The 26,227-nt window shown below is 70.6% G+C and carries 27 protein-coding genes; 21 read left to right on the forward strand and 6 right to left on the reverse strand.

Going from position 1 to position 26,227, the window contains the following annotated elements; genetic code table 11:
• Window position 1: 1 nt before the first annotated feature.
• The 3 genes from ABZ463_RS18565 (at window position 2) to ABZ463_RS18575 (ending at window position 2,989) form a co-directional block, all read left to right on the forward strand.
• Window positions 2-937 carry a dihydrodipicolinate synthase family protein gene (locus ABZ463_RS18565; RefSeq protein ID WP_362777335.1) on the forward strand — a complete coding sequence of 312 codons (936 nt, stop codon included), beginning with the start codon at window positions 2-4 and terminating at the stop codon, window positions 935-937.
• Window positions 934-1,935, forward strand: coding sequence for a proline racemase family protein (locus ABZ463_RS18570; protein ID WP_362777338.1), 1,002 nt, complete (start codon window positions 934-936; stop codon window positions 1,933-1,935). The genes ABZ463_RS18565 and ABZ463_RS18570 overlap by 4 nt, the downstream gene beginning before the upstream one ends.
• A 370-nt stretch (window positions 1,936-2,305) precedes the next feature.
• Window positions 2,306-2,989, forward strand: a complete 684-nt coding sequence (locus ABZ463_RS18575) for a GntR family transcriptional regulator (protein WP_362777341.1) — start codon at window positions 2,306-2,308, stop codon at window positions 2,987-2,989.
• Window positions 2,990-2,995: 6 nt separating this feature from the next.
• Here the strand turns inward: ABZ463_RS18575 and ABZ463_RS18580 are convergent, their stop codons facing one another.
• From ABZ463_RS18580 to ABZ463_RS18590, 3 genes are all read right to left on the reverse strand, one after another.
• Complete coding sequence (locus ABZ463_RS18580) at window positions 2,996-3,925, reverse strand: EamA family transporter (protein ID WP_352013174.1); 930 nt, start codon at window positions 3,923-3,925, stop codon at window positions 2,996-2,998.
• 55 nt (window positions 3,926-3,980) lie between these two features.
• On the reverse strand, window positions 3,981-4,697 hold the full coding sequence (locus ABZ463_RS18585; protein WP_362777669.1) for an ABC transporter permease: 717 nt from the start codon (window positions 4,695-4,697) through the stop codon (window positions 3,981-3,983).
• Window positions 4,698-4,791: 94 nt separating this feature from the next.
• Window positions 4,792-5,700 carry an ABC transporter ATP-binding protein gene (locus ABZ463_RS18590; RefSeq protein ID WP_352013173.1) on the reverse strand — a complete coding sequence of 303 codons (909 nt, stop codon included), beginning with the start codon at window positions 5,698-5,700 and terminating at the stop codon, window positions 4,792-4,794.
• 600 nt (window positions 5,701-6,300) lie between these two features.
• Between ABZ463_RS18590 and ABZ463_RS18595 the strand changes: the two genes are divergently transcribed.
• From ABZ463_RS18595 to ABZ463_RS18650, 12 genes are all read left to right on the forward strand, one after another.
• Complete coding sequence (locus ABZ463_RS18595) at window positions 6,301-7,092, forward strand: helix-turn-helix domain-containing protein (protein WP_352013238.1); 792 nt, start codon at window positions 6,301-6,303, stop codon at window positions 7,090-7,092.
• Window positions 7,089-8,501 carry a Fe-S cluster assembly protein SufB gene (gene sufB / locus ABZ463_RS18600; RefSeq protein ID WP_352013172.1) on the forward strand — a complete coding sequence of 471 codons (1,413 nt, stop codon included), beginning with the start codon at window positions 7,089-7,091 and terminating at the stop codon, window positions 8,499-8,501. Before ABZ463_RS18595 ends, sufB begins: the two co-directional genes overlap by 4 nt.
• Complete coding sequence (sufD, locus tag ABZ463_RS18605) at window positions 8,501-9,619, forward strand: Fe-S cluster assembly protein SufD (protein ID WP_352013171.1); 1,119 nt, start codon at window positions 8,501-8,503, stop codon at window positions 9,617-9,619. The genes sufB and sufD overlap by 1 nt, the downstream gene beginning before the upstream one ends.
• On the forward strand, window positions 9,616-9,933 hold the full coding sequence (locus tag ABZ463_RS18610) for a non-heme iron oxygenase ferredoxin subunit (RefSeq protein ID WP_352013170.1): 318 nt from the start codon (window positions 9,616-9,618) through the stop codon (window positions 9,931-9,933). Before sufD ends, ABZ463_RS18610 begins: the two co-directional genes overlap by 4 nt.
• A 44-nt stretch (window positions 9,934-9,977) precedes the next feature.
• Window positions 9,978-10,709, forward strand: a complete 732-nt coding sequence (sufC, locus tag ABZ463_RS18615) for a Fe-S cluster assembly ATPase SufC (RefSeq protein WP_352013237.1) — start codon at window positions 9,978-9,980, stop codon at window positions 10,707-10,709.
• Window positions 10,709-11,968, forward strand: coding sequence for a cysteine desulfurase (locus ABZ463_RS18620; RefSeq protein WP_362777347.1), 1,260 nt, complete (start codon window positions 10,709-10,711; stop codon window positions 11,966-11,968). The genes sufC and ABZ463_RS18620 overlap by 1 nt, the downstream gene beginning before the upstream one ends.
• A gap of 19 nt (window positions 11,969-11,987) precedes the next feature.
• Entirely contained in the window at window positions 11,988-12,425 is a 438-nt protein-coding gene (sufU, locus tag ABZ463_RS18625) for a Fe-S cluster assembly sulfur transfer protein SufU (protein WP_352013168.1), read from the forward strand.
• Window positions 12,422-12,787, forward strand: a complete 366-nt coding sequence (locus ABZ463_RS18630) for a metal-sulfur cluster assembly factor (RefSeq protein WP_352013167.1) — start codon at window positions 12,422-12,424, stop codon at window positions 12,785-12,787. Before sufU ends, ABZ463_RS18630 begins: the two co-directional genes overlap by 4 nt.
• A 368-nt stretch (window positions 12,788-13,155) precedes the next feature.
• Window positions 13,156-14,919 carry a DEAD/DEAH box helicase gene (locus tag ABZ463_RS18635; protein WP_362777351.1) on the forward strand — a complete coding sequence of 588 codons (1,764 nt, stop codon included), beginning with the start codon at window positions 13,156-13,158 and terminating at the stop codon, window positions 14,917-14,919.
• Between the two features lie 192 nt (window positions 14,920-15,111).
• On the forward strand, window positions 15,112-15,375 hold the full coding sequence (locus tag ABZ463_RS18640; RefSeq protein WP_352013165.1) for a phosphoribosyl-ATP diphosphatase: 264 nt from the start codon (window positions 15,112-15,114) through the stop codon (window positions 15,373-15,375).
• Between the two features lie 58 nt (window positions 15,376-15,433).
• Window positions 15,434-16,279: an ATP phosphoribosyltransferase gene (gene hisG, locus ABZ463_RS18645; protein WP_352013164.1), complete on the forward strand. Its 846-nt coding sequence runs from the start codon at window positions 15,434-15,436 to the stop codon at window positions 16,277-16,279.
• A gap of 163 nt (window positions 16,280-16,442) precedes the next feature.
• Complete coding sequence (locus tag ABZ463_RS18650) at window positions 16,443-16,670, forward strand: hypothetical protein (protein WP_352013163.1); 228 nt, start codon at window positions 16,443-16,445, stop codon at window positions 16,668-16,670.
• A 173-nt stretch (window positions 16,671-16,843) separates the two neighbouring features.
• On the opposite strand, the gene ABZ463_RS18655 is transcribed toward ABZ463_RS18650, so the two are convergent.
• The gene (locus ABZ463_RS18655) at window positions 16,844-17,686 is read right to left on the reverse strand and encodes a siderophore-interacting protein (RefSeq protein ID WP_362777357.1); all 843 of its coding nucleotides are present in this window, start codon (window positions 17,684-17,686) and stop codon (window positions 16,844-16,846) included.
• A 249-nt stretch (window positions 17,687-17,935) separates the two neighbouring features.
• Here ABZ463_RS18655 and ABZ463_RS18660 point away from each other — a divergent pair, with 249 nt between their 5' ends.
• Entirely contained in the window at window positions 17,936-18,319 is a 384-nt protein-coding gene (locus ABZ463_RS18660; protein ID WP_352013161.1) for a nuclear transport factor 2 family protein, read from the forward strand.
• Window positions 18,320-18,339: 20 nt separating this feature from the next.
• Here ABZ463_RS18660 and ABZ463_RS18665 read toward each other — a convergent pair whose 3' ends face one another.
• Window positions 18,340-19,473 carry an EAL domain-containing protein gene (locus ABZ463_RS18665; protein ID WP_352013160.1) on the reverse strand — a complete coding sequence of 378 codons (1,134 nt, stop codon included), beginning with the start codon at window positions 19,471-19,473 and terminating at the stop codon, window positions 18,340-18,342.
• 117 nt (window positions 19,474-19,590) lie between these two features.
• Here ABZ463_RS18665 and ABZ463_RS18670 point away from each other — a divergent pair, with 117 nt between their 5' ends.
• The 5 genes from ABZ463_RS18670 (at window position 19,591) to ABZ463_RS18690 (ending at window position 25,281) form a co-directional block, all read left to right on the forward strand.
• On the forward strand, window positions 19,591-20,247 hold the full coding sequence (locus ABZ463_RS18670) for an acVLRF1 family peptidyl-tRNA hydrolase (RefSeq protein WP_352013159.1): 657 nt from the start codon (window positions 19,591-19,593) through the stop codon (window positions 20,245-20,247).
• 228 nt (window positions 20,248-20,475) lie between these two features.
• Window positions 20,476-22,074: an ABC-F family ATP-binding cassette domain-containing protein gene (locus ABZ463_RS18675; protein WP_362777362.1), complete on the forward strand. Its 1,599-nt coding sequence runs from the start codon at window positions 20,476-20,478 to the stop codon at window positions 22,072-22,074.
• Window positions 22,075-22,188: 114 nt separating this feature from the next.
• Window positions 22,189-22,404, forward strand: coding sequence for a helix-turn-helix domain-containing protein (locus ABZ463_RS18680; protein ID WP_030507271.1), 216 nt, complete (start codon window positions 22,189-22,191; stop codon window positions 22,402-22,404).
• A gap of 129 nt (window positions 22,405-22,533) precedes the next feature.
• Entirely contained in the window at window positions 22,534-23,343 is an 810-nt protein-coding gene (locus tag ABZ463_RS18685; RefSeq protein ID WP_362777364.1) for an enoyl-CoA hydratase/isomerase family protein, read from the forward strand.
• Between the two features lie 51 nt (window positions 23,344-23,394).
• Window positions 23,395-25,281 (forward strand): ABC transporter ATP-binding protein, encoded by a 1,887-nt coding sequence (locus ABZ463_RS18690; protein ID WP_352013156.1) that lies wholly within the window; start codon window positions 23,395-23,397, stop codon window positions 25,279-25,281.
• Window positions 25,282-25,285: 4 nt separating this feature from the next.
• On the opposite strand, the gene ABZ463_RS18695 is transcribed toward ABZ463_RS18690, so the two are convergent.
• On the reverse strand, window positions 25,286-26,167 hold the full coding sequence (locus ABZ463_RS18695) for a sulfotransferase (RefSeq protein ID WP_352013155.1): 882 nt from the start codon (window positions 26,165-26,167) through the stop codon (window positions 25,286-25,288).
• Window positions 26,168-26,227 lie beyond the last annotated feature (60 nt).

Below are 26,227 nucleotides of genomic sequence, written 5' to 3' on the forward strand. Positions count from 1 at the left end.
GATGACGACGGACCGGGACAGGCCCTGGCACGGCGTGACGGTGGCCACCGCGCTTCCCCTGACGGACGACCTTTCCATCGATCTGGACGGCTACGCCGCTCACTGCCGGGGGCTGCTCGACGGAGGTTGCGACGGTGTGGTGCCGAACGGCTCACTGGGCGAGTACCAGACGCTGACCCCGCAGGAACGGGCCCGGGTGGTCGAGACGGCGGTCGCGGCCGTCGGCGGAGACCGGGTCATGCCGGGAGTGGCCGCCTACGGGGCGACCGAGGCGCGCCGCTGGGCCGAGCAGGCACGCGAGGCCGGATGCGGCGCGGTGATGCTGCTGCCGCCGACCGTCTACCGGGCCGACGAACGGGCCGTGGTCGAGCACTACCGCGAGGTCGCCGCGGCGGGCCTGCCCGTCGTGGCCTACAACAATCCCCACGACACCAGGGTGGACCTCACCCCGGACCTGCTGGCCAGGCTGTACGGCGAGGGCCTGATCGTCGCGGTCAAGGAGTTCAGCGGCGACGTCCGCAGGGCCTACCGGATCGCCGAACTCGCCCCCGGCCTCGACCTGCTCGCGGGCGCCGACGACGTGCTGCTCGAACTGGCCGTCGCGGGCGCGGTGGGCTGGGTCGCCGGATTCCCCAACGCGCTTCCCGGCCCCTGCGCCGCCCTGTACCGGGCGGCCGTCGCGGGAGACCTGGCCACGGCGCTGCCGCTGTACCGCGCGTTGCACCCGCTGCTCCGCTGGGACTCGGCGACCGTGTTCGTCCAGGCCGTCAAGCTGTCCATGGACCTGGCCGGGCTGCGGGGCGGGCCGTGCCGTCCGCCGAGGCTGCCGCTGTCACCGGAGCAGGAGGCCGCCGTGCGCGAGGCGACGCTGCGGGCCCTTACGGTCACGGGGGCCCTTACGGTTACGGGGGAGGGAACCGAGAAGGAGGGCCGATGAGGACGAGACGGGTCTTTCACGCGGTCGACTCCCACACCGAGGGCATGCCGACCCGCGTGATCACCGGGGGAGTCGGCGTCGTTCCCGGCGCGACAATGGCCGAGCGCCGCCTGCGCTTCATGGCGGAGATGGACCACGTCAGGACCCTGCTCATGTACGAGCCGCGCGGCCACTCGGCGATGAGCGGGGCGATCCTGCAGCCGCCGGCCCGTCCCGACGCCGACTTCGGGGTCCTCTACATCGAGGTCTCCGGCTGCCTGCCCATGTGCGGGCACGGCACCATCGGCGTGGCGACCGTCCTGGTCGAGACCGGGATGGTCGAGGTCGCCGAACCGGTGACGGTCGTGCGCCTGGACACCCCCGCCGGGCTGGTCGTCGCCGAGGTGCGGGTCGAGGACGGCGCGGCGACCTCGGTGACCATCACCAACGTGCCCTCCTTCGTGGTCGGCCTCGACCGTACGGTCCGGGTCGACGGCCTGGGCGAGGTCGTCTACGACCTGGCCTACGGCGGCAACCACTACGCGATCCTGCCGATCGAGTCCGTCGGCCTGCCGTTCGAACGTTCGCACGGGCGGCGCATTCTCGACGCGGGCCTGGCGATCATGGAGGCGATCAACGAACAGGACGAGCCGGCCCACCCGCTCGACCCCGCGATCAGGGGCTGCCACCACGTGCAGTTCACCGCCCCCGGCTCGGACGCCCGCCACTCGCGGCACGCGATGGCCATCCACCCCGGCTGGTTCGACCGCTCGCCGTGCGGCACGGGAACCAGCGCCAGGATGGCCCAGCTGCACGCCAGGGGTGAGCTCGCCCCCGGCGCCGACTTCGTGAACGAGTCGTTCATCGGCACCCGCTTCGTCGGCAGGATCGCCGGGGAGACGAGCGTCGCCGGGCTGCCCGCGGTGATCCCGGCCATCACCGGCAGGGCGTGGATCACCGGGACCGCGCAGTACTTCCTCGACCCCCGCGACCCCTTCCCCGAGGGGTTCCTGCTGTGAACCCGGGGGCGTCCCGGCGAGCACGCCGTACGCCCCCGGGATTCCCCTCCACGGGAGTAGGCTGACCCGCGACGGCCTACCGTGGTCACGGCCGCCCCCTCCCGAGCCGTCCGCCGGGTACGGCGGCGCGCACCGGGCGTCGGAAGCCGTCGGAGCCCGCGGAGTGGTCCCCCGAGTGCGGAGGATCGGCCCATCCCCTCTGCGGAGCGCTATGATCACCACCGGTCATCCGGCCGGGAACCCGGGAACCTGTCGCCGGTGCCTCACGGCACGGGACCCGGGCGTTCGAGAAAGTGGGCACGGAGCGGGGAGGCCTCGACGGCGTCCGCCGCCTGCAAGAGTCGACGAGTGCGAGACGAGAGGCACGGGAATGGCTCCTTCGGCGCAGGACCGGCTCGACCTGCCGGCCGTGGGCGAGCGGCAGAGCCTGCGCGAGCAGGTGGCCCACGCGTTACGGGCCGCTCTGATCACCGGTGAGATGCGGCCCGGTGTCGTCTACTCGGCGCCGGTGCTGGCCGCCCAGTTCGGGGTCTCCGCGACCCCGGTGCGCGAGGCGATGCTCGACCTGGCCAAGGAGGGCCTGGTCGAGGCGGTGCGCAACAAGGGCTTCCGGGTCACCGAGCTGTCGGAACGCGACCTGGACGAGATCACCGAGATCCGCAAACTCATCGAGGTGCCCACGGTCGCGAGGCTGGCCGACACGGGCCTGGCCGAGAGATTCGAGGCGCTGCGGCCCGTGGCCCAGGAGATCGTCGGCGCGGCCGAGCGCGGTGACCTGCTCGCCTACGTGGACGCCGACGTCCGTTTCCACGTGGACCTGCTGGCGCTCGCGGGCAACACCCACCTCGTGGACGTGGTGCGCGACCTGCGTAAGCGCGCCCGCCTCTACGGCCTGTCCGCCCTGTCGGCCCGGGGCGCGCTGGTCGGTTCCGCCCGTGAGCACCTCCAGCTCCTGGACCTGCTCGCGGCCGGTGACAGCCAGGGCTCGGAACGGCTGATGGACGAGCACATCCGGCACGTCAGGGGCATCTGGGCCAAACCCGGGCCCGAGTAGGACGGCTCAGCCCGGCGTGCCCCTGGAGGTCCGGGTGGCGCCGACACTGGCGATGACCACGCAGCCGATGGCCGCCCACTCACGCGCCTGGAGCACCTCACCGAGCACCAGCAGTCCGACCAGCGCGGCGACCGCGGGCTCCAGGCTCATCAGGATGCCGAAGACCCGCTTCGGCATCCTGCGCAGCGCCTCCATCTCGATCGAGTACGGGATCACCGAGGACAGCAGGCCGACCCCGAGCCCGATCAGCAGTATCTCGGGACGCAGCAGGTCGGCGCCCCCCGCCGCGATCCCCGCGGGGGCGGCCAGCAGAACCGAGACGATCATCGCGAAGGACAGTCCGGTCGCGCCGGGGAAACGACGTCCCGCGGCGGCGGCCAGCAGGATGTAGCCCGCCCAGCAGACCGCCGCGATCAGGGCGAACCCGATGCCCGCCCAGCCGATGCGCGAGCCGGAGGTCCCCCACGGCGCCAGCAGCACCACGCCGGAGCCCGCGAGGACGACCCACAGCAGGTCGAGACGGCGGCGAGAGGCGGCCACCGCGACCCCGAGCGGGCCGAGGAACTCGATCGCGACCGCGATGCCCATGGGCAGTTCGGCGAGCGCCTGGTAGAACGACAGGTTCATCACGCCCAGCGTCACGCCGAAGCCGATCCCGATCCCGAGGTCGGAGCGGCTGAGCCCCCGCAGCCTGGGCCGCGCGACCAGGCCGATGATCAGCGCGCCCGTCGCGATCCGCAGGAAGACCACCGCGCTCGGCGGGAGCTGGGCGAACAGGTTCTTGGCGAAACCCGCTCCCACCTGGACGGACAGGATCGCCAGCAGCACCAGCCCGGACGGCGGGATGGCGTCGGAGGCGGACCGCAGCAGCATCCCCGGCCTGGGCATGCCGGACTTGTACGGCTCGGCGGGCCCCTGCAGGGCTTCGGCGGTCATGGAACTCCTCGTGTCACGAACCACATAGGCGTTCACACCTTACCTATCCGGTGGGTCACTCCCAGCGGAATGTCCGGGATGCGAGACCGAGGGTCAGCGCGGCCCACACGGCCAGGACGAGCACCGCTCCCAGCGGCAGCCCGGCGCCCGAGGTGAGGACCGAGCGGAGCCCGCCGGTCAGCGCGCTGATCGGCAGCAGCCGCAGCGCGGGCTCGACCGAGTCGGGGAAGACCGACAGCGGGAAGACGACCCCGCCGCAGCCGAGCAGGACCAGGTAGACCAGATTGGCCCCGGCGAGCGTCGCCTCGGCGCGCAGCGTGCCCGCCATCAGCAGCCCGAGCCCGCTGAAGGCCGCGGTGCCCAGCAGGAGCAGCAGCAGCGCGGCGAACGGGGAACCCGTGGGACGCCAGCCGAGGGCGAGGGCCACCAGGCACAGGACCACGATCTGGAGGGCCTCGACGGCGACGACGGAGAGCGTCTTGGCCAGCATCAGGCCGGTCCGCGACAGCGGGGTGGCGCCCAGCCGCTTCAGCACGCCGTACCTGCGCTCGAAGCCGGTCGCGATGGCCTGCCCGGTGAAGGCCGTCGACATCACCGCCAGCGCGAGCACCCCGGGGGTGACGAAGTCGACCCGGGAGCCGCCGCCGACGTTCACCAGCGGGGCGGCGGAGAAGCCGACGAGCAGCAGCACCGGGATGACCAGCGTCAGCAGGAGCTGCTCCCCGTTGCGGAGCGTGGCTCTGATCTCCGCCCCGGTCTGCGCGAGCACCATCCGGCTCAGCGGCGCGGCGCCGGGGGCGGGGGTGAGGTCCAGGGTGGTCACTGCGTTCTCCTGCGGGTCCGACACGGGCCGTGCTCGGGAGGGGTCACCGCAGCTCACGTCCCGTCAGTTCGAGAAAGACGTCCTCCAGGGTGCGGCGCTCGATGCTCAGATCGTCCGCGGTGACCCCCTCCGCGGCGCACCAGGTCGTCACGGTCGCCAGCAGCTCGGGCACGACCTGTCCCTCGATGATGTAGTGCCCGGAGGGCGACTCCTTGGCCGCGCTGCCCGCGGGCAGCGCGGTGAGCAGCTCGTCCAGGGCGAGGCCGGGGCGGGCGCGGAAGCGCAACTGCCGTTCGGCACCGGTGAGCGAGGCGGGGGTGCCGTCGGCCACGACCCGGCCGCGGTCGATGATCACGACCCGGTCGGAGAGCTTCTCCGCCTCGTCCATGTGGTGGGTGGTGAGCACCACGGAGACCCCGGCGGCGCGCAGGTCGCCGACCAGCTCCCAGCAGGCGTGCCGCGCCTGCGGGTCGAGGCCCGCGGTCGGCTCGTCGAGGAAGACCAGCTCGGGGCGGCCGATCACGGCCGCGGCCAGCGAGACGCGCTGCTGCTGGCCGCCCGACATCCTGCGGTACGGCGTGCGGACGTGTTCGGACAGGCCGAGCCGCTCCAGCAGCGCCGGGGGATCCAGCGGACGGGCGTGGAAACGGGACATCAGGCGCAGCCACTCACCGCAGCGCGCCGCCGGGGGCACCCCTCCGGCCTGCGGCATCACCCCGACCCTGGCACGCAGCTCCGGCCTGGACGGGTCGAGCCCGAGCACCCGGACCGTGCCGCCGTCGGCCCTGCGGAACCCCTCGCAGATCTCGATGGTCGAGGTCTTGCCCGCGCCGTTCGGGCCGAGGATCGCGGTCACCGCGCCACGGTCCGCGCTCAGCGTGAGACCGTCGATCGCGGTCGCGCGGCCGTATCTCTTGACCAGATCGCTGATCTCGACGGCTGGGGATTCCATGGGCACGAGTTTAGGGACTCACCGGGGCGGTCACGCTGGCGGACCTGAGCCGGGGAACACGGCGGCGCCCGCGGGGGCGTCCCGGCCACGCCCGGCCGGAGACCCGGGGAGGATCGCGCCGAAGCTCCGGCCCCGTGACCTCGTGCGCCGCACGCGCTGACACGCCCTCCTGCCCGCCCGGGGGACGGTCGTCCGGGCCGTCCTCGATCCGGGGCGTCAAGGACGCCGGACACATGGCGTGCCGTACACGTGACGGTGCCGTACGGCGCCGCCGCCACGGCGTCACGGAGCCGGGTCCCGCGGAGAGGCTCGGCCGGGTAAAAACTTCTTTGCCGAGACTTCTCGTGACGGGGAATCGGGAGGCCCCCGGCCCGGGTTGGGAGTCCCGGGCGTTGGAGAGGACCGGGACGGTGGGCGCCGCCCCGTGCCTTCTCGCCAACGCCTGCCGTGGGTGTGCGGCCGGGCAGGCCACAGGATGACGTTTGCGCAGCTTAGGTAAGCCTTACCTGCGTGATAAATCGCATTCTTCGCAAGCCGGACGACGGTTTGTAAGCGGGGAAGCAATTACGGCACACTGATGTTGTGAAATACGTGACCAAGATGTCGGGCACGGAAGAGGCCGCCCCCGCGCGGCTCTCCGGCGTGTCCGCCGAGCGCAGCACGCGTGCGCGTGTCGCCCGGCTCATCCTGGAACGCGGACCGATCACCGCCCCCGCCCTCGGCGAACGGCTCGGGCTCACCCCCGCCGCCGTCCGCCGCCATCTGGACGCGCTGCTCGCCGACGGGATGATCGAACCCCGTACGGCACGCCCCCGGGGCCAGCGCGGGCGAGGACGGCCGGCGAAACTGTTCGCCATAACCGACGCGGGCCGCAGCGCCTTCGAGCACGCCTACGACGGGCTCGCGGGAAACGCTTTGCGCTTCCTGGCCGAGCGGGCGGGCGAGGGGGCCGTCGCCGAGTTCGCCAGGTCACAGGTGGCGGGCCTGGTCCGGCGCCTGCGCCACGAGCTGCGCGAGGTCCCCGCCGACCAGCGGGTGCGCTTCCTGGCCGAGGCCCTGTCCGCGGACGGCTACGCCGCCTCGGCGAGCAAGGCGAGCCTCGGCGGCGAGCAGCTGTGCCAGCACCACTGCCCGGTGGCGCACGTCGCCGCCGAGTTCCCTCAGCTCTGCGAGGCGGAGACGGAGGCGTTCGCGCAGATCCTCGGCACCCCGGTGCAGAGGCTGGCGACCATCGCCCACGGCGACGGGGTGTGCACCACCCACGTGAGTCCCCACCGGGGGGACGGCAGGGCCCGGGACGGCCGCGTGGCAGGCGCGGCGACGGACCCGCGGGGCACCGCCCCGGCAACCCATGAAGTGATCGACGAAACGAGCAAGGAGACCGGAAGGTGACTGTCACCGACCGCCCGGAGCTGGAAGGCCTCGGGAATTACAAGTTCGGCTGGGCCGACTCCGATACCGCGGGGGCCGCGGCCCGCCGTGGGCTGTCCGAGGAGGTCGTCCGCAACATCTCCGCGCTCAAGAGCGAGCCGGAGTGGATGCTGGACCTCCGTCTGAAGGGCCTGCGGCTGTTCGACAGGAAGCCCATGCCCAACTGGGGCTCCGACCTCAGCGGGATCGACTTCGACAACATCAAGTACTTCGTGCGTTCGACCGAGAAGCAGGCCTCCTCCTGGGAGGAGCTTCCGGAGGACATCAAGAACACCTACGACAAGCTCGGCATCCCCGAGGCGGAGAAGCAGCGCCTGATCGCCGGCGTCGCCGCCCAGTACGAGTCCGAGGTCGTCTATCACAAGATCCGTGAGGACCTTGAGGAGAAGGGTGTCATCTTCGTCGACACCGACACCGCCCTCAAGGAGCACGAGGAGATCTTCAAGGAGTACTTCGGCACCGTGATCCCGGTGGGCGACAACAAGTTCGCCTCGCTGAACACGGCCGTGTGGAGCGGTGGCAGCTTCATCTACGTGCCGCCGAACGTCAACGTCGAGATCCCGCTGCAGGCCTACTTCCGGATCAACACCGAGAACATGGGCCAGTTCGAGCGGACCCTGATCGTCGTGGACGAGAACTCCTACGTCCACTACGTGGAAGGCTGTACCGCGCCGATCTACTCCTCCGACTCGCTGCACAGCGCGGTCGTGGAGATCATCGTGAAGAAGGGCGCCCGCTGCCGTTACACGACCATCCAGAACTGGTCGAACAACGTCTACAACCTGGTCACCAAGCGCGCCGTCGCCTACGAGGGCGCGACCATGGAGTGGATCGACGGCAACATCGGCTCCAAGGTCACGATGAAGTACCCGGCCGTCTACCTCATGGGCGAGCACGCCAAGGGCGAGACGCTGAGCGTGGCCTTCGCCGGTGAGGGCCAGCACCAGGACGCCGGCGCCAAGATGGTGCACCTGGCTCCCAACACCAGCTCGACGGTGATCTCCAAGTCCGTCGCCAGGGGCGGCGGCCGTACCTCCTACCGCGGTCTGGTGCAGATCGAGGAGGGCGCGCACGGCAGCGCCAGCACGGTCAAGTGCGACGCGCTGCTGGTCGACCAGATCAGCCGCTCCGACACCTACCCCTACGTGGACGTGCGCGAGGACGACGTCTCCATGGGACACGAGGCCACGGTCTCCAAGGTCTCCGACGACCAGCTCTTCTACCTCATGAGCCGCGGTCTGGACGAGGACGAGGCCATGGCGATGATCGTGCGCGGCTTCGTCGAGCCGATCGCGCGCGAGCTCCCCATGGAGTACGCCCTTGAGCTGAACCGCCTGATCGAGCTGCAGATGGAAGGAGCCGTCGGCTGATGGGTCTCGAAACCAAACCCCTGTCGACCCTCCACGAGAAGGCCTCCTACGACGTCGCGGACTTCCCGGTCCCGACGGGCCGTGAGGAGGAGTGGCGCTTCACCCCGCTGTCTCGCCTGAAGGGCCTGCACACCGGTGCCGCCGCCTCCGGCGGAGTCGTGGTCCGCATCGAGGCGGCCCCCGAGGTCACGGTCGAGACCGTGGGCCGTGACGACGAGCGGCTCGGCAGGGCCTACGTGCCCGCCGACCGGGTCAGCGCCCAGGCCTACGCCGCCTTCGAGAAGGCGACCGTCATCACCGTGCCGCGCGAGGCGGTCGCCTCCGCCCCGACCGTCGTCACCGTGACCGGCTCGGGCGACGGCCCGGCCTACGGCCACACCCTGGTCAGGCTGGAGCCGATGGCCGAGGCCGTCGTCGTCATCGAGCACCAGGGCAGCGCGGTCTACGCCGACAACGTCGAGTTCGTCGTCGGCGAGGGCGCCACGCTCAAGGTCGTCAGCCTGCAGGAGTGGGACGACGACGCCGTCCACGTCTCGCACCACCACGCCCTGCTCGCCAAGGACGCGACCTTCCGCAGCTTCGTGGTCACCCTCGGCGGCGACCTGGTACGGCTTTCGCCCTCGGTCTCCTACGAGGGGCCCGGCGGCGACGCCGAACTGACCGGCCTGTACTTCGTGGACGCGGGCCAGCACCTCGAACACCGCCTGCTGGTCGACCACTCCAAGCCCAACTGCAGGAGCAACGTCGTCTACAAGGGCGCGCTGCAGGGTGAGGACGCGCACGCCGTCTGGATCGGCGACGTGATCATCCGGGTCGAGGCGGAGGGCACCGACACCTACGAGCTCAACCGCAACCTCCTGCTCACCGACGGCGCCCGCGCCGACTCGGTGCCGAACCTGGAGATCCTCACCGGAGAGGTCGCGGGAGCCGGTCACGCCAGCGCCTCAGGGCGTCTCGACGACGAGCACATCTTCTACCTCCAGGCCCGCGGCATCCCGTTCGACGAGGCCCGCCGCCTGGTGATCAGGGGCTTCTTCGCGCAGCTCCTGGAGAAGATCGAGCTCGACGAGCTGCGCCGGCGGGTGTTCGCCAAGGTCGAGGCGGAGCTGGAGAAGTGACGTTCGAGAAGGTCTGCAAGATCACCGACATCCCCGACGACGGGGTGATCGGCATCGAGGTCGGGGAGACACCGGTCGCCCTGGTCCGCAGGGGAGCCGAGGTCTACGCCCTGCACGACGTGTGCTCCCACGCGGAGGTGAAGCTCAGCGAGGGCGAGGTCTACGACGGCACGCTCGAATGCTGGCTGCACGGCTCGTGCTTCGACCTGCGCTCAGGCAAGCCCACCGGCCCGCCCGCCTCAAAGCCCGTCCCCGTCTACCAAGTGAAGATCGACGGCGATGACGTTCTCGTCTCGCTCTCGAAGGAGTCGTAACAGTGTCTGATTCGAGCCGAGTCCACCAGGGTTCCACCCTTGAGATCCGTGACCTGCAGGTCGCGGTCGAGGACAAGGAGATCCTGCGCGGGGTCAACCTCACCGTGCGGGCGGGCGAGACCCACGCCATCATGGGCCCCAACGGTTCGGGCAAGTCCACGCTCGCCTACGCGATCGCCGGTCACCCGAAGTACACCGTCACCGGCGGGCAGGTCCTGCTCGACGGCGCCGACCTGCTGGACATGACGGTCGACGAGCGCGCCCGCGCCGGCCTGTTCCTGGCCATGCAGTACCCCGTCGAGGTCCCCGGCGTCAGCGTCTCCAACTTCCTGCGCTCCGCGGTCACCTCGGTGCGCGGCGAGGCCCCCAAGCTCCGCGAGTTCGCCAAGGACCTCAAGGCCGGAATGGACGCGCTGTCCATCGACGCCGCCTTCGCCCAGCGCAACCTGAACGAGGGCTTCTCCGGCGGCGAGAAGAAGCGCCACGAGATCCTCCAGCTCGAACTGCTCAAGCCGAAGATCGCCGTCCTCGACGAGACCGACTCCGGCCTCGACGTCGACGCGCTGCGGGTGGTCTCCGAGGGCATCAACCGCTTCCGCTCCTCCGGTGAGACCGGTGTGCTGCTCATCACCCACTACACCCGCATCCTGCGCTACGTGAAGCCGGACTTCGTCCACGTCTTCGCGGGCGGCCGCATCGTCGAGCAGGGCGGTCCCGAGCTGGCCGAGAAGCTGGAGGCCGAGGGGTACGAGGCCTACGTGAAGGCCTCCGCCTGATGGAAACCGGATTCGACGTGGAGAGGGTGAGGAAGGACTTCCCCGCCCTCTCCCGCGAGCTGCCCGGCGGCAGGCCGCTGGTCTACCTCGACTCGGCCAACTCCTCGCAGAAGCCGACGCAGGTCATCGAGACCATGCGCGAGCACCTGGCCACGCACTACGCCAACGTCGGCCGCGCCATGCACGTGCTCGGCGCCGAGTCGACCGAGGCCTACGAGGGGGCCCGCGACAAGGTGGCCGCCTTCGTCGGCGCGCCGAGCCGTGACGAGATCGTCTTCACCAAGAACGCCTCCGAGGCGCTCAACCTGGTCGCCTACGCCTTCGGCAACCCCGCCGGCGACGACCCCAGGTTCCGGGTCGGCCCCGGCGACGAGATCGTCATCTCCGAGATGGAGCACCACTCCAACATCGTGCCCTGGCAGCTGCTCGCGCGGCGCACCGGTGTCACGCTGCGGTGGTTCTCCGTCACCGACGAGGGCCGTCTCGACCTGTCCAACCTGGACGAGCTCGTCAACGAACGCACCAGGATCGTCTCCGTCGCGCACCAGTCCAACGTGCTCGGCACGGTCAACCCGGTCGACCGGGTGGTCGCCAGGGCCCGTGAGGTCGGCGCGCTGACGATGCTCGACGCCTCCCAGTCGGTGCCCCACCGGCCGGTGGACGTCACCGAGCTCGGCGTCGACTTCCTTGCCTTCACCGGGCACAAGGCCGTCGGCCCCTCGGGCATCGGTGTGCTGTGGGCGCGTGGTGAGCTGCTCGACGCCATGCCTCCGTTCCTGGGCGGCGGGGAGATGATCGAGGCGGTCTGGATGGACCACTCGACCTACGCCCCCGCGCCGCACAAGTTCGAGGCGGGCACCCCGCCCATCGTCGAGGCCATCGGCCTGGGCGCGGCGCTCGACTACCTGACGGCGATCGGGATGGACGCCGTGGCCCGGCATGAGCGCGAGCTCACCGGCTACGCGCTTGAGGCCCTGAAGGAGGTCGAGGGGCTGAGGGTGATCGGCCCGGGGAACCTCGACGAGCGCGGCGGGGTCGTCTCCTTCACCCTTGAGGGGATTCACCCGCACGACGTCGGGCAGATCCTCGATGACAACTTCGGGGTGGCCGTGCGGGTCGGGCACCACTGCGCCCGTCCGCTGCACCTGAGGTTCGGGATTCCCGCGACGACGCGGGCCTCCTTCTATCTTTACAACACCCCGGCCGAGATCGACGCCCTGGTCCGCGGCCTCCACCACGTGCGGAAGGTGTTCGCCTAGCCATGCCGGAGCAGCCCAGATGATCGCCGAGTCCATGTACCAGGAGCTGATCCTGGAGCACTACAAGCATCCCCAGGGGCGGGGACTTCGAGACCCGTACGACACCGAGGTCCACCATGTGAACCCGACGTGCGGCGACGAGATCACCATGCGCGTGAAACTGGGCGACGGCGGCAAGGTCGAGGACGTGTCCTACGACGGCCAGGGGTGTTCGATCAGCCAGGCGGCGGCCTCGGTGCTGTACGAGCTGGCCACCGGGTCGACGGTCGAGGAAAGCCTCTCCGTCGTGGAGGAGTTCACCCGGCTCATGCAGAGCAGGGGTCAGGTCGAGGCAGACGAGGACGTCCTCGGCGACGCCGTCGCCTTCGCCGGGGTGGCCAAGTTCCCCGCGCGGGTCAAGTGCGCGCTCCTCGCCTGGATGGCCTACAAGGACGCGGTCGTGAGGAGTAGCGAATGAGCAAGCCTGTTGAGACGCCGACCTCGGCGTACGACGGGGAGACCACCCTTGACGAGGTCATGGAGGCCCTCAAGGACGTGGTCGACCCCGAACTCGGCATCAACGTCGTCGATCTCGGCCTGATCTACGGGATCAACCTGGACGAGACCGAGGCCGGCGGACCGCCGATCGCCACCATCGACATGACGCTGACCAGCGCGGCCTGCCCGCTGACCGACGTCATCGAGGACCAGGCGCACTCCGCCCTGGACGGCATGGTCTCCGATGTGAAGATCAACTGGGTCTGGCTCCCCCCGTGGGGTCCCGACAAGATCACTGACGAGGGGCGCGAGCAGCTGCGCATGCTCGGTTTCAACGTCTGATCGGCGTTCCGGTACGGTCCGCGCCCGGAAAAACGGGTGCGGGCCGTACCGGAATGTGTGAGAGAATGCCCGGGCCGGGAAGAAAGGCCCGGCGGCGGAGCGTTGACTTCGTAACGGACAAGCGTCGGCCCGTGCCGTACGCCCCGGCCGGACCCGGCACTGCGAACGCCGGGTATGCTTGATCGTGGTTTGACTGCGTGCGGGTAATATTCACCCGTCTCGTGCGGTGCGCCTCGACTTGCGCCGCACCACCGCCCCCACAGTGGGCGTAGATCGAGCGTGGCCTCAGGCCACGCGTTCCAGGCTCGTCCTTTCGCAGAAGTGACGTGCCCCCGTCCTTCTATCGAAAGGCACGAATCTTCGTGACCATGCTTGACGCTGCCCTGCCCGAAATCACCGAGGTCGCCGAGGTCTCCGCGGCCCCCTCAGAGGTGTCCGAGTTCACCCTCCTCGGCCTGCCCAAGCCGCTGGTGAACGGGCTCTCCCGTCAGGGCATCGACAGCCCCTTCCCCATCCAGCGGGCCACCATCCCCGACATCCTCGCCGGTAACGACGTCCTCGGGCGCGGCCAGACCGGTTCGGGCAAGACGCTGGCCTTCGGCCTGCCCATGATGGCCCGCATCGCCGGAGGCAAGGCCCGTCCCGGCCGTCCGCTGGCGGTCGTCCTGGTGCCGACCCGCGAGCTGGCCATGCAGGTCACCGACGCGCTTGAGCCGCTGGGCCGTGGCCTGTCGCTGCGGATGAAGACCGTCGTCGGCGGCATGTCCATGGGCCGTCAGATCGAGGCGCTGCGCCGCGGCGTCGAGGTCGTCGTCGCGACCCCTGGCCGCCTCACCGACCTGATCCAGCAGGGTGAGTGCACCCTGGACGAGGTCCAGGTGACCATCCTGGACGAGGCCGACCACATGTGCGACCTGGGCTTCTTCCCGGTCGTCAGCGCCATCCTGCAGCAGACGCCCCCCGACAGCCAGCGCCTGCTGTTCTCGGCGACCCTCGACGGTGACGTGGACAAGCTGGTGCGGCGCTTCCTCACCGACCCGATCACCCACTCGATGGCGCCGCCCGCCTCCTCGGTCGAGACCATGGAGCACCACGTGCTCGAGGTCCACCGCGACGACAAGTTCCCGGTGACCGCCGAGATCGCCAACCGTGAGGGCCGCACCATCATCTTCGTGCGCACCCAGCACGGGGTCGACCGCCTGTGCAAGCAGCTCGCCCAGGTCGGCGTCAAGGCCGGAGGCCTGCACGGCGGCAAGCGCCAGAACCAGCGGACCCGCATCCTCGCCGAGTTCAAGGAAGGCGAGATCAACGTCCTGGTCTGCACCGACGTCGCGGCCCGGGGCATCCACGTCGACAACATCAGCCTGGTGCTGCACGTGGACCCGCCGCAGGACCACAAGAGCTACCTGCACCGTGGCGGCCGTACGGCGCGCGCGGGGGAGAAGGGCACCGTCATGACGCTGGTGCTCCCCAACGAGCGCCGCTCGACCGACGCGATGACCCGCCGCGCGGGTATCAAGCCGTTCCGGCTCAAGGCCACCCCGGGGCACCCCCGCCTTGAGGAGGTCGCGGGGGCTCGCCAGCCCAGCGGCGAGTCGATCCCCGTCTGGGAGCCCGCGGCTCCGGTCGCCAAGCAGCGCGAGCGGCGCGGCGGCTTCGGCGGCGGACGCGGCCCGCGGCGCTTCCGTGACCGTCCCGGCCACGGCAGCGAGGGCTACCAGCCGCGCGAGCGTTCCGCGGGCGAAGGCGGGCGGGGCGAGCGTCCCTTCCGCGCCGAGCGTCCCGAGCACTCCGACTTCCGCACTGAGCGCCCCGAGCGTCGTTCCGAGGGCCGCGGCACCGGCGGCGGCTACCGCGGTGGTGAGCGCAGGGAGCCGTTCCGCGGCGACCGTCCCCCCTTCCGCGGGGAGCGTCCCTTCAGGTCCTCCGAGCAGCGCCCCACCGGCGACCGCGAGGGTTACCGCGGTGGCGAGCGCAGGGAGCCGTTCCGCGGTGACCGCCAGGGCGGCTTCCGCAGCGGCGGCGGTGAGTTCCGCAGCGGCGGCGGCAACGGCGAGTTCCGGGGCGGGGAGTCCCGTTCCGGCGGCCGTCCCGACAGTCGCGGCAGGCGCGGCGGCTACCACGGGCGCTGAGCGTCCCGCACCTTTCCACGACACCCCGACGGGGCCGGTACGGCACACGCCGTACCGGCCCCGTCCGGCGTTTCACGGTGATATGCCCGGGTGGGAGGGGACGCGGCCGTGTCCAGAGCGTGGACGCCCATCCGTGGTGGTCCCCGGGGCCGTTAGGCTTGGCAACGACATCCCACGACGCCGAGAGAGACCATGAAGACCTTCGAAGAGCTGTACGCCGAGCTGTCAGACAAGGCGCGGACCCGCCCCGAGGGGTCGGGCACCGTGGCCGCGCTGGACGCCGGGGTCCATGCCATCGGCAAGAAGGTCGTCGAGGAGGCCGCGGAGAGCTGGATGGCCGCCGAGCACGAGTCGAACGAGCGGGCCGCTGAGGAGATCTCCCAGCTGCTCTACCACGTGCAGGTTCTCATGCTCGCCAAGGGGATCGGGCTGGACGAGGTCTACAGGCATCTGTGAGCCGGTGCGCCCGGCTCACGTTCCCATGACCGCAGATCCGTCAAGGAAAGCCACCACCATGCTCCGTCTCGCCGTTCCCAACAAGGGCGCCCTCAACGAGGCCGCCCAGACCATCCTCAAGGAAGCCGGATACCGTCCCCGCAAGGACAGCAAGGAACTCGTGGTCGTCGACCCGGAGAACTCCTGCGAGCTGTTCTTCCTGCGTCCGAAGGACATCGCCGTCTACGTCGGCGAGGGCACCCTCGACGCCGGCATCACGGGCCGTGACATGCTCCACGACTCGGGCGCGCAGGTCGAGGAGATCATGCCGCTCGGTTTCGGCGCCTCGACCTTCCGCTTCGCGGCCAACCCGGGCGCCTTCGCCACGGTCACGGACCTCAAGGGCAAGCGCGTCGCGACCTCCTACTCCGGCCTGCTCGGCGCCTACCTGGCCGAACAGGGCGTGGACGCCCGGGTGATCAAGCTGGACGGCGCGGTCGAGACGGCGATCCGGCTGGGGGTCGCCGACGCGGTCGCCGACGTCGTCGAGACCGGCACCACGCTGCGCAACATCGGCCTTGAGGTCTTCGGCGAGCCGATCGCCACCTCGGAGGCCGTGCTGATCAAGCGGATCGGCGCCGGGGAGAGCCCCGGGGTGCAGCAGCTCGTCCGCAGGCTGCAGGGCGTGCTGATGGCACGTGACTACGTGATGATGGACTACGACATCAGGGCCGAGCGCATCGAGGAGGCCATCGCCCTGACCCCGGGTATGGAAGGGCCCACGGTCTCCCCGCTGCACCGGGAGGGCTGGGTCGCGGTCCGCGCCATGGTGCCGCGCAAGGGGCACCAGCAGGTGATGGACCAGCTCTGGGAGATCGGCGCCAAGGCCATCCTGGTCACCGCGATCTTCGCCTGCCGGGTCTGAACCGGCTCCTCTCGTCCTCGTCCGAGGTGCGGGCCTTCTGGCAGATGTCACCGTCAACGCCGGATCACCGGCACTGACGCCGTCGGCGGGCCCGCTCCCGTGAACGGCGTCAGGGGACGGGATCACCGCCGGGGCGGGTGCCCGCGCGGCCCTGCCCGGGATCGTGATCCTGACGACCTTCGGCCGTCCCGGCCGCCCGCGGCGGGCGATGGAGGCAGGAGCGGCGGCCTTCCCGGTGAAGGACGGCCCTGCCCGTGAACTCGCCGCCGCCATCCGCGGGGTCCGCGCGGGTGAACGGGTCATCGGCCCGGGACCGGCCGCCGCCACGCCGAGTGCCGGGCCCAATCCGCTCTCGCCCGGGGAGCGCGACGTCCTGGCCGTGACGTCCTGACCGCGGCGGCCGACGGCTCGGCCGTCGGTGACATCGCGCTGAGCCCGCACCCGCCAGAGGGGACGGTCGGCGACCACCTGTCCTCGGCCATCCGGAAGGCCCAGGGCCCGCGACCGCATCGAGGCGGTACGGCGCGCCCAGGCGCAGGGGTGGCTCTGATCGGCCCGCCCGCGTCAGGACGGCAGGGTCGCGGCCTCCTCTTCCTCGATCTGCCGGTTCCAGTCCTGCTTGACGGCGCGCCAGGTCTCGTCGTCGCGGCCGACGCGCCAGTAGCCGGAGATGGACAGCCGCGACAGCGGAATGCCGCGCTCGGCCCGCAGGTGACGGCGCAGCGTCCTGACGAAGCCGGCCTCGCCGTGGACGAAGGCGTGCGGGGTTCCCTCGGGGAAGTCCAGCTCGCGCACCGCGGTGACCAGCGCCTCGCCTACCGGGGCGTCGCCCCGGTGGAACCAGACGATCTTCGTGTCGCCGGGGGAGTCCAGCCGCTGCTCCTCCTGCGGGCCCGCGACCTCGACGAACACGTGGGCCGGGACACCGGAGGGCAGCCGCTCCAGGGAGGCGGCAATGGCGGGCAGCGCGCTCTCGTCACCGACGAGCAGGTGCCAGTCCGCCTCGGGGTCGGGGGCGTAGCCGCCGCCGGGACCGAAGAAGTGGATCTCCTCGCCGGGCTGTACGGCCGCCGCCCACGGGCCGGCCAGGCCGCTGTCGCCGTGGTGGACGAAGTCGATGGCCAGTTCGAGCGTCTCGGGATCCCACGAGCGCACGGTGTAGGTCCGGGTGGTCGGCCACTGCTCGCGGGGCAGTTCGCCCTGAATCCGCTCCAGATCGAATGGTGCGGAATAGGTTACCCCGTGTGGGGGGAACAGGAGTTTGACGTAGTGGTCGGTGAACGCGCCCGCGCCGAATCCCGCGAGTCCGTCGCCGCCGAGCACCACCCGGATCATGTGCGGGGTGATCCACTCGACCCGTTTCACCTGGCCACGGATGGTCTTACGCGCCGGTCTGCCCTCTGCCATGGTCGCTCTCCGATGGTCGTCAAGTTAGGTTGCCCTAAGTAGTAGCATACGGTGATTTAAGTGGCATAGCCGCTTGGCGGTTTCTCTGGATGACCCTTGGTCATGTCGCCTTAAATCCCTTTTGTGGATCAATATCCCTATTTTGGGCTCGCGACGAGTGTCTGGAGTCCGCTTCCCTGTCCTTTCTCGTCCGTGAGGTATCCAGACTGCTATTCTAGATAGCACTCTCTAGAACTATTGGAGGTTCAGGTGAACGCGGTCGACCGTCTGTACCGGGGGTTCGCCGCCCGCGACCCCGAGGGGATCCTGGGCGCGCTCCATCCGGAGTTCGTGGGCACCGTGAGCGCGGGCATGCCGCTGGGGGTCGGCGGCACGCACGCCGGCCCCGAGGCGATGCTCCGCGACTGCTGGGCGGTGGTCTTCTCGCACCTGGACAGCGTGCCCCACGCCGAGGAACAGGTCTGGCCGGAGCCGGAGCGGGCCGTGGTGTTCGGGCACTACCGGGGGACCGCCCGTGCGACCGGCAGGGCGCACGAGGCGGCCTTCGTCCACGACCTGCGCCTCAGGGACGGGCTGATCGCCGGGCTGGTCCAGATCACCGACACCGCCCGATGGGCCGAGGCGCTCGCCTGATGATCTACGGTGTAAAGATGTCAGCGCTGCGCGGCGACCTGGCGGATCAGGTCGGCCACCCGGACGATGCCCATGCATCGGCCGAACTCGTCCACGACGACCAGATCGTCGTAGACACGCTCGGCGTCGCGTCCGGCGACCTGCATGGCGGCGATCACCGGGGTGGTCTTCGGGGCGTTGCGAGGCGGGTCCGCCAGGCGTAGGGCGGGCTTCTTGCCGTACAGGGCGTGGCCGAAGCGGCTGGCGATGGACAGCAGGAACCGGCTGCGGTCGAGACTGCCCTTCGGCCGCTGGTACTCGTCCACCAGGATCACGCTGGTGATGGACGGGTCGGTGCCGAAGGCCTCGACGACGTCCTCCGCGGTCGCCTCGACGGGCAGGGTCATGGCGGGCAGCAGGAACTCCTGGACGCGGGGGCCCAGCAGCGCCTGCGACGGCTCCTGGCGCGGGGCCGCGATGGGCACGTGGACCCTCCCCGAAGGGCCGGGCACCAGCAGCGGACCCTGCGCCAGCCGTACCCCCCAGGAACGCAGCGCGGTCAGCTGGGCCTCCTCGGACACGCCGGGGGCCAGGACATGGGCGCCGATCCCGCGGGAGAACGTGGCCAGCGACTCGGTCAGGGCCGCGCGACGTGGGTCGCGGGGCATCTTGGCGACCAGGTCGGGGGAGAGCACGGCGAGGTACGGTGCCGCGTCGGTGAGCAGGTCCAGCGGGATGTGGGCGGTGCCCAGGTCGCCGACCGCGATCAGGTAGCCGATGGCGCGCAGCCCGTCGAGCCCGGTGATCAGGGACTGGCGTTCGACCTGCGCGAAGTCGCCCCTGACCATCAGGATGACCTCGCGCGGCCTGCGGCCCGCGGTGCGCAGGGCCTCATGGAGCGGGGCCAGCGCGGCCGATCCACCGATCACCGCGGAGGAGGGGATCGGAAGCACCAGGGGGAGCAGCGCCTCACTCCTGGAGATCTGCAGGACCGTGCGGACGGCGGAGGAGAGGTTGCCGTGACCGTCGCCAGGCGCCTGGAGGGCGATGACGCCTCCGGTGTCGAGGTCGACGATCGGGGTGGCGTCCATGGCGGACGCCGCTGTGGACCCCGCTGTGGCCGCTGTGGCGGCCGTCGCGGTGCCCGGCGGGAGGAGATGTGTTCTGCTCGACACGTACAGAGAATGGACCATCGTCAGCAACCGCATAAGCGACGTTCAATGATGTTCACCGATATTTCGCCGTTCGTTGAAGGCGGTTCGCCCGGACAGGAGCCGGTAGTGTCCCGTCATATGACGTCACGACCGGCGAAGGGGGGCGGACGCTGGGTCAGCGTCGGCCCGGCCCGCATCGGCCGCTGGATCGACGGCTTCGCCGAGCGGCACGGGCCGCCCTCGGTGACGGCCGGGGAGGAGGTCGTGCGGCTGCTGGGCGCGGACGGCGCCGCGGCGGAGTGTCAGGTGCCCTTCCCGCCGCTGACCACCTCGGGCGGTGGCCCGCTGGCGCGCCTCATCACCCACGCGCGCACCGAGCGCCGGGTCGGCGTCCTGCTGGTACGGCTCGGCGGCCACGCGGCGGGCGTCTTCCAGGGCGACGAGCTGTTGTCCTCCAAGGTGGGGTCGCGGCAGGTCCACGGCCGCAGCGCGGCGGGCGGGTGGTCCCAGCAGAGATTCGCCAGGCGCAGGGAGAAGCAGGTGGGCCAGGCGCACGAGGCGGCGGCCGAGGTGGCGCTGCGCGTCCTCGGGCCGCACGTGGCGGAGCTGGAGGCGGTGATCCTCGGCGGCGACAGGCGCGCGGTCGACGCGCTGCGCGCCGACCGCAGGCTCGCGCCGGTCTTCGCGCTGGAGACGGGACCGTTCCTGACGGTGCCCGACCCCCGGCTCGTGGTGCTCGCGGGGACCCCGGCGGAGTTCCGCGCCGTCAGGATAAGGGTCACCGATCCCGGCTGAGCGATCCGGCGCGGGACCGCCGGGGCAGGTCGAGGCCGCCGGACCGGCGGCTTCGGGGAGACCAGGGCTGCTCGGGTGCGCCGTACACTGATCGGTATGCGCACTTCCGATTGACGCCGCCCCCGATGAGGCGAGACAGCCGGGCCGGAGCCGGGAGACACAGGGCGGCGGCGGGTTCGGCCAGTGAGGTGAGCCCGTGTACGTCCATTCTGGGAGTGTTCTCCAACCATGATCGTAGCTTCTGACATCGAACTCCGCGCCGGGGCCCGGCTGCTCATCGAGGGGGCCTCGTTCCGGGTCGGCCCCGGTGACAAGATCGGTCTGGTGGGCCGAAACGGCGCGGGCAAGACCACCCTGACCAGGGTGCTGGCCGGTGAGGGCCTCCCCGCGGCGGGCACGGTCTCGACCTCAGGCTCCGTCGGCTACCTGCCGCAGGACCCGCGCACCGGTGACCTGCAGGTGCTGGCCCGCGACCGGATCCTGTCGGCGCGGGGTCTCGACGAGGTCCTGCGCGAGCTGCGCGAGGCCGAGCATGGCATGGCCTCGGAGGACCGGCGCACGAGGGACCGCGCGGTGCGCGCCTACGGGCGTCTTGAGGACCGGCTGCACGTCCTTGGGGGCTACTCCGCCGAGTCGGAGGCGGCCTCGATCGCCTCCAGCCTGGGACTGCCCGGCAGGGTGCTCGGACAGCCGCTGGAGACACTGTCAGGAGGGCAGCGCAGGCGGGTCGAGCTGGCCCGCATCCTGTTCTCCGGAGCGGAGACTCTCCTTCTTGACGAGCCGACAAACCACCTCGATGCAGACTCAATCGGGTGGCTTCGTGATTTTTTGCGATCGCATCAAGGTGGTTTGATCATTATCAGCCACGACGTCGGGCTTCTTGAAGCGACGGTAAACCGGGTCCTGCACCTGGACGCCAACCGCGCGGTGATCGACACCTACAACGTCGGCTGGAAGGCCTATCTGACCCAGCGGGAGACCGACGAGAAGCGCAGGAGGCGCGAGCGGGCCAACGCGGAGAAGCAGGCCTCGGCGCTGATGTCGCAGGCCGACAAGATGCGGGCCAAGGCGACGAAGGCCAAGGCCGCGCAGGACATGCAGCGCCGCGCCGAGCGGCTGCTGTCCGGCCTGGAGGCCGAGCGGCGCAGTGACAGGGTCGCCAAGCTGCGCTTCCCCGAGCCCGCCCCCTGCGGCCGTACGCCGATCAGCGCGGAGGGCCTGTCGAAGTCCTACGGCTCGCTTGAGGTCTTCACCGACGTCGCCGCGGCCGTCGACAGGGGCAGCAGGGTCGTCATCCTGGGCCTGAACGGCGCGGGCAAGACCACGCTGCTGCGCATCCTGGGCGGTCTGGAGGAGCCGGACACCGGCGAGGTCAAGCCCGGCCACGGGCTCAAACTGGGCTACTACGCCCAGGAACACGAGACGATCGACCCGGACAGGAGCGTGCTGGAGAACATGCGCTCGGCGGGCGGGGAGCTCGCGGACTCCGACCTGCGCAAGGTCCTCGGCTCGTTCCTGTTCACCGGGGACGACGTGGACAAGCCCGCGGGAGTGCTCTCCGGTGGGGAGAAGACGCGGCTGGCCCTGGCCACGCTGGTGCTCTCCTCGGCCAACGTCCTGCTGCTCGACGAGCCTACGAACAACCTCGACCCCGCCAGCAGGGAGCAGGTTCTTTCTGCACTAAGATCCTATTCTGGGGCGATTGTCCTTGTTACGCATGATGAGGGGGCTGTAGAGGCTCTCCGACCCGATAGGGTGATCTTGCTACCAGACGGAGTTGAAGACGCTTGGAGCGAGGAATTTTCCGATCTTGTGGCACTTGCCTGATCTTAATTTGAGCGGGTACGGATCTTTTCCCATGGAGTAGGTAGCCGATCTCGCAGAAATGACTGATCATGGCGTGAGTAACGCTGCGGAAGTCTGGCACTACAGGAGGTACTCGTGGCCGAGACTCTCAAGAAGGGCACCCGGGTGACCGGGGCCGACCGTGAAAAACTGGCCGCCGATCTGAAGAAGCGCTACAGCGCCGGTGAGAGCATCCGGGCGCTGGCCGCTTCAACCGGCAGGTCATACGGCTTCATCCACCGCATCCTGAGCGAGTCCGGTGTGACTCTGCGTGGGCGCGGCGGCGCCACCCGAGGTAAGTCGAAGCGCTGACCCCGCCTCGGAAACGCGCGACCGCAGCCGCTCGTCCTCCGCTGACACGTCCCGCTCGGGCCTGTAGAACCTCCTTCTAGAGAGTCGATAGGCTCGGGCGAGACGTACGAACGACAGCTGGAGCGGGCGATGGCGGAAGCGGCGATCGGGGGGAGCGCGGAGAAGGTCTCTCACGAGGAGGCCGGTCTGCGCTTCGAGGTGGACGGCGAGATCGCGACGATCACGCTGGACCGGCCGGAGAGGCGTAACGCACAGACGTTCGCCACCTGGTCCGAGCTGGCTCGCATCGGTGACTCCCTGCCGCAGCAGGTGAGGATCGTCGTGGTCCGAGGTGAGGGGCCGTCCTTCTCGGCAGGCATCGACCTGCGTCTGCTCAACCCCGAGGGCATCCCGGGTCAGGGTTCGCTCGCGACTCTCGCGGCGGCCGACGACTCGACCTTCGAACAACGGATAGCCCAGGCGCAGCGGGGATTCCTGTGGTTGCGCCGCCCGGACATCGTCTCCATCGCCGCCGTGAACGGCCACGCGATCGGAGCCGGGTTTCAGCTGGCCCTGGCCTGTGACCTGAGGATCCTGGCCGAAGACGCCACACTGTGCATGAGGGAGCCCGCCCTCGGGCTGGTCCCCGACCTGACGGGCACCAAGCCACTGGTCGACCTGGTCGGCCTGCCCAGAGCCCTTGAGATCTGTCTCACCGCCCGTGCCGTGGGGGCGCGGGAGGCGGTCGCCCTCGGCCTCGCCGAGCTGGTCGTCGCCGGGGAGGAGCTGACGCGGGCCGTACGGGATCTGGCCGCCGCGCTGCTGTCGGTCGACAGGGGCGCCGCGACCGCGACCAAACGCCTGCTCCAGGGGGCACGGGAGCGCACGCTCAAGGAACAGGGCGCCGCCGAGCGCCGGGAGCAGATCGCCCGGGTCAGGGCGTTGTTCGCCGGGAGCTGACGAGGGAATGCCAGGGCCCGCCACGGTGCTCGCACCGGCGGAGGAGGCCACATGACGATGATGGGCGGGGGGTTCGGCCCCCAGACGATGCGTTCCCTGCGGCGCGACAGCTCGGTGACCAAGGAGCGGCTCGCGCCGGGCACGGTCAGACGCATCGCGGGCTACGCGCGCCCCTTCACCCGGCACATCCTCGCCTTCCTCACGCTGGTCGTGGCCGGGTCCGTCATCGTGATCGTCAACCCGCTGCTGATGAAGGCCATCATCGACGACGGCATCACCCCGGGCCGCTCCGGCGTCGTGGTCACCCTGGCGGGGGTCATCGCGGCGCTGGCCGTCGCCGACGCCGCGCTGACGCTGGCGCAGCGCTGGTTCTCCGCCAGGATCGGTGAGGGCCTGATCTACAACCTGCGCACCGAGGTCTTCGACCACGTGCAGCGCATGCCCGTGGCCTTCTTCACCCGCACCCAGACCGGGGCCCTGGTCTCCAGGCTCAACAGCGACGTGATCGGCGCGCAGCGGGCGCTGACGAGCACGTTGTCCTCCGTCGTCTCGAACGTGGTCATGCTGGTGCTCGTCCTGGGCGCCATGCTGGTGCTGTCCTGGCAGATCACGCTCGTCGCGCTGGTGCTGCTGCCGCTCTTCCTCCTGCCCGCGAGGTGGGTCGGCAGGAAGATGTCGGGGCTCACCCGCGAGCAGATGCAGCTCGACGCCGAGATGAGCTCCATGATGACCGAGCGGTTCAACGTCGCGGGCGCCACCGTCGCCAAGCTGTACGGCAGGCCGCAGGAGGAGGCCGACGCCTTCGGACGCCGGGCCGGCCGGGTGCGTGACGTCGGTGTCGTCGTCGGCATGTACGGGACGGTCTTCCGGGTCGCGCTCGGCCTGGTCGCCGCGCTGGCCACCGCCCTGGTCTACGGCGTGGGCGGCGTGCTGGCCGTCGGCGGCGCCTTCGAGCTGGGCACCCTCGTCGCGCTCACCGCCCTCCTGATGCGCCTGTACGGCCCGCTGACCAGCCTGTCCAACGTGCACGTCGACGTGATGACCGCCCTGGTCAGCTTCGACCGGGTCTTCGAGGTGCTCGACCTGAAGCCGATGGTGGCCGAACGGCCGGACGCGGTCGCCGTCCCGCCGGGGCCCGTGACCGTCGAGTTCGAGAACGTCCGCTTCCGCTACCCCGCGGCCTCGGAGGTCTCGCTCGCCTCACTTGAGACGGTGGCCCGTCCCGAGACGTCCCCCGGCCAGGAGGTGCTGCGCGGGGTCTCCTTCACCGCGAGGGCCGGGGAGATGGTCGCGCTCGTCGGTCCCTCGGGGGCGGGCAAGACGACCGTCACCAGCCTGGTCTCCCGGCTCTACGACGCCGACGAGGGCACGGTCAGGATCAACGGCCTCGACGTCCGCGACGTCGGCTTCGCCTCCCTGCGTGAGAGCGTCGGCGTCGTCATGCAGGACGCCCACCTCTTCCACGACACCATCGGGGCCAACCTCTCCTACGCCAGGCCGGACGCGACGGAGGAGGAGATCTGGGAGGCCCTGCGCGCCGCGCAGATCGCCGACCTGGTCGAGGCGCTGCCCGAGGGCCTGGAGACCGTCGTCGGCGACCGGGGCTACCGGTTGTCCGGCGGGGAGAAACAGCGCCTGGCGCTGGCCAGGCTGCTGCTCAAGGCACCCAGGGTGGTCGTGCTCGACGAGGCGACCGCGCACCTGGACTCCGAGTCCGAGGCCGCGGTGCAGCGTGCCCTGAAGACCGCGCTGGCCGGGAGGACCTCGCTGGTCATCGCCCACCGGCTGTCCACCGTCCGGGAGGCCGACCAGATCCTGGTCGTCCAGGACGGCCGCGTCGTGGAACGGGGCCGGCACGAGGAACTGCTGGCCGGGGGAGGGCTCTACGCGGAGCTCCACCGCACCCAGTTCAGCTCCCCCTCGGGGCCGCGGGAGTGACGGCTCAGCGATAGCCGAGCCGGGTCAGCTCCTCGCGGGCGACCTTCCCGACGAGTTCGGCGTCCGTACCGCGCAGCCGGGTGTGCCAGACGCCGACCTGTGGCGCGTGCCTGCCGTACAGAGCGACCTTGGAGACCCGGGTGCCCAGGAAGTCGGACAGCCCCTGGGCGGCCTCGGCGGGGGAGGCGGCCAGGTCCTCGTAGCGCAGGGTCAGCAGCTGCTCGCGGGGCAGCTCCCGGTGGAGCGTGGCCGACAGGCGTACGGCGCTGCGCCAGCGCAGCGCGCACTTGCCCGCCGTCGGCATGGCCTTCCAGCGCTCCCCGTGCTCGCCCGAGTTGACGCCGAGGAAGGGGTTGGGGAACTCGGTCTCCTCGCTCAGCATGGCGGGCCTGAACCACGAGAGCGCCGCGGGGTCGGCCATCATGTCGGCCGCCACGTCACGGCCGTCCCTGATGAGCTGGACGAACCTGGCGTCGGGGAACGCCTGCAGCAGCACCGAGGCGCTGTAGATCAGGTCGGGACTGGCGTCGCCGAACCGGGCGACGGAGCCGGAGGTCACGCACGGGCCCTCCCCGGTCACCCCGCCCGCCTCCCGGCAGGGGGCCGGGCACTCCCGACACGCGCCGGGAACGATCTGCCACGACTCGGCCAGGGCGTCGCGCAGCACCCGGGTCGCGCCCATGCCCCTGCGGGTGATGGAGGGCCGCCTGGCGAAGGCGTACACGACATGGGTCACCGAGGCGCGTCCCATGGTGACGTGGAAGCCGGGGGAGCGTTTGAGGGCCCGGGCAAGCAGATCCGAACCGGAGTGCGGGGCGGCGAGCACGAACACCGGCTGGCGGACCTTGATGCCGTTGACCACGAGGATGTGGGTCGGAGGTCGCATATGTGAGCCCAGTGTGGCACCGTTTGGGGGGTGAGCGAACCGGTCGCGCCCGATCCCGTG

The organism is Streptosporangium sp. NPDC020145 (assembly GCF_040631275.1).
In the GTDB taxonomy this organism is placed as follows: Bacteria; Actinomycetota; Actinomycetes; order Streptosporangiales; family Streptosporangiaceae; genus Streptosporangium.

What these genes read in the sequence shown, in the direction of transcription:
- ABZ463_RS18675 (WP_362777362.1), top strand. Translation starts at nt 20,476, where the DNA reads ATGATCGTAGCTTCTGACATCGAACTCCGCGCCGGGGCCCGGCTGCTC.
- ABZ463_RS18635 (WP_362777351.1), top strand. Translation starts at nt 13,156, where the DNA reads ATGCTTGACGCTGCCCTGCCCGAAATCACCGAGGTCGCCGAGGTCTCC.
- ABZ463_RS18585 (WP_362777669.1), bottom strand. Translation starts at nt 4,697, where the DNA reads ATGGTGCTCGCGCAGACCGGGGCGGAGATCAGAGCCACGCTCCGCAAC.
- ABZ463_RS18570 (WP_362777338.1), top strand. Translation starts at nt 934, where the DNA reads ATGAGGACGAGACGGGTCTTTCACGCGGTCGACTCCCACACCGAGGGC.
- ABZ463_RS18575 (WP_362777341.1), top strand. Translation starts at nt 2,306, where the DNA reads ATGGCTCCTTCGGCGCAGGACCGGCTCGACCTGCCGGCCGTGGGCGAG.
- ABZ463_RS18565 (WP_362777335.1), top strand. Translation starts at nt 2, where the DNA reads ATGACGACGGACCGGGACAGGCCCTGGCACGGCGTGACGGTGGCCACC.
- ABZ463_RS18590 (WP_352013173.1), bottom strand. Translation starts at nt 5,700, where the DNA reads ATGGAATCCCCAGCCGTCGAGATCAGCGATCTGGTCAAGAGATACGGC.
- hisG (WP_352013164.1), top strand. Translation starts at nt 15,434, where the DNA reads ATGCTCCGTCTCGCCGTTCCCAACAAGGGCGCCCTCAACGAGGCCGCC.
- ABZ463_RS18690 (WP_352013156.1), top strand. Translation starts at nt 23,395, where the DNA reads ATGACGATGATGGGCGGGGGGTTCGGCCCCCAGACGATGCGTTCCCTG.
- ABZ463_RS18695 (WP_352013155.1), bottom strand. Translation starts at nt 26,167, where the DNA reads ATGCGACCTCCGACCCACATCCTCGTGGTCAACGGCATCAAGGTCCGC.
- ABZ463_RS18595 (WP_352013238.1), top strand. Translation starts at nt 6,301, where the DNA reads ATGTCGGGCACGGAAGAGGCCGCCCCCGCGCGGCTCTCCGGCGTGTCC.
- ABZ463_RS18620 (WP_362777347.1), top strand. Translation starts at nt 10,709, where the DNA reads ATGGAAACCGGATTCGACGTGGAGAGGGTGAGGAAGGACTTCCCCGCC.
- ABZ463_RS18685 (WP_362777364.1), top strand. Translation starts at nt 22,534, where the DNA reads ATGGCGGAAGCGGCGATCGGGGGGAGCGCGGAGAAGGTCTCTCACGAG.
- ABZ463_RS18655 (WP_362777357.1), bottom strand. Translation starts at nt 17,686, where the DNA reads ATGGCAGAGGGCAGACCGGCGCGTAAGACCATCCGTGGCCAGGTGAAA.
- ABZ463_RS18670 (WP_352013159.1), top strand. Translation starts at nt 19,591, where the DNA reads ATGACGTCACGACCGGCGAAGGGGGGCGGACGCTGGGTCAGCGTCGGC.
- ABZ463_RS18630 (WP_352013167.1), top strand. Translation starts at nt 12,422, where the DNA reads ATGAGCAAGCCTGTTGAGACGCCGACCTCGGCGTACGACGGGGAGACC.
- ABZ463_RS18580 (WP_352013174.1), bottom strand. Translation starts at nt 3,925, where the DNA reads ATGACCGCCGAAGCCCTGCAGGGGCCCGCCGAGCCGTACAAGTCCGGC.
- sufD (WP_352013171.1), top strand. Translation starts at nt 8,501, where the DNA reads ATGGGTCTCGAAACCAAACCCCTGTCGACCCTCCACGAGAAGGCCTCC.
- sufU (WP_352013168.1), top strand. Translation starts at nt 11,988, where the DNA reads ATGATCGCCGAGTCCATGTACCAGGAGCTGATCCTGGAGCACTACAAG.
- ABZ463_RS18640 (WP_352013165.1), top strand. Translation starts at nt 15,112, where the DNA reads ATGAAGACCTTCGAAGAGCTGTACGCCGAGCTGTCAGACAAGGCGCGG.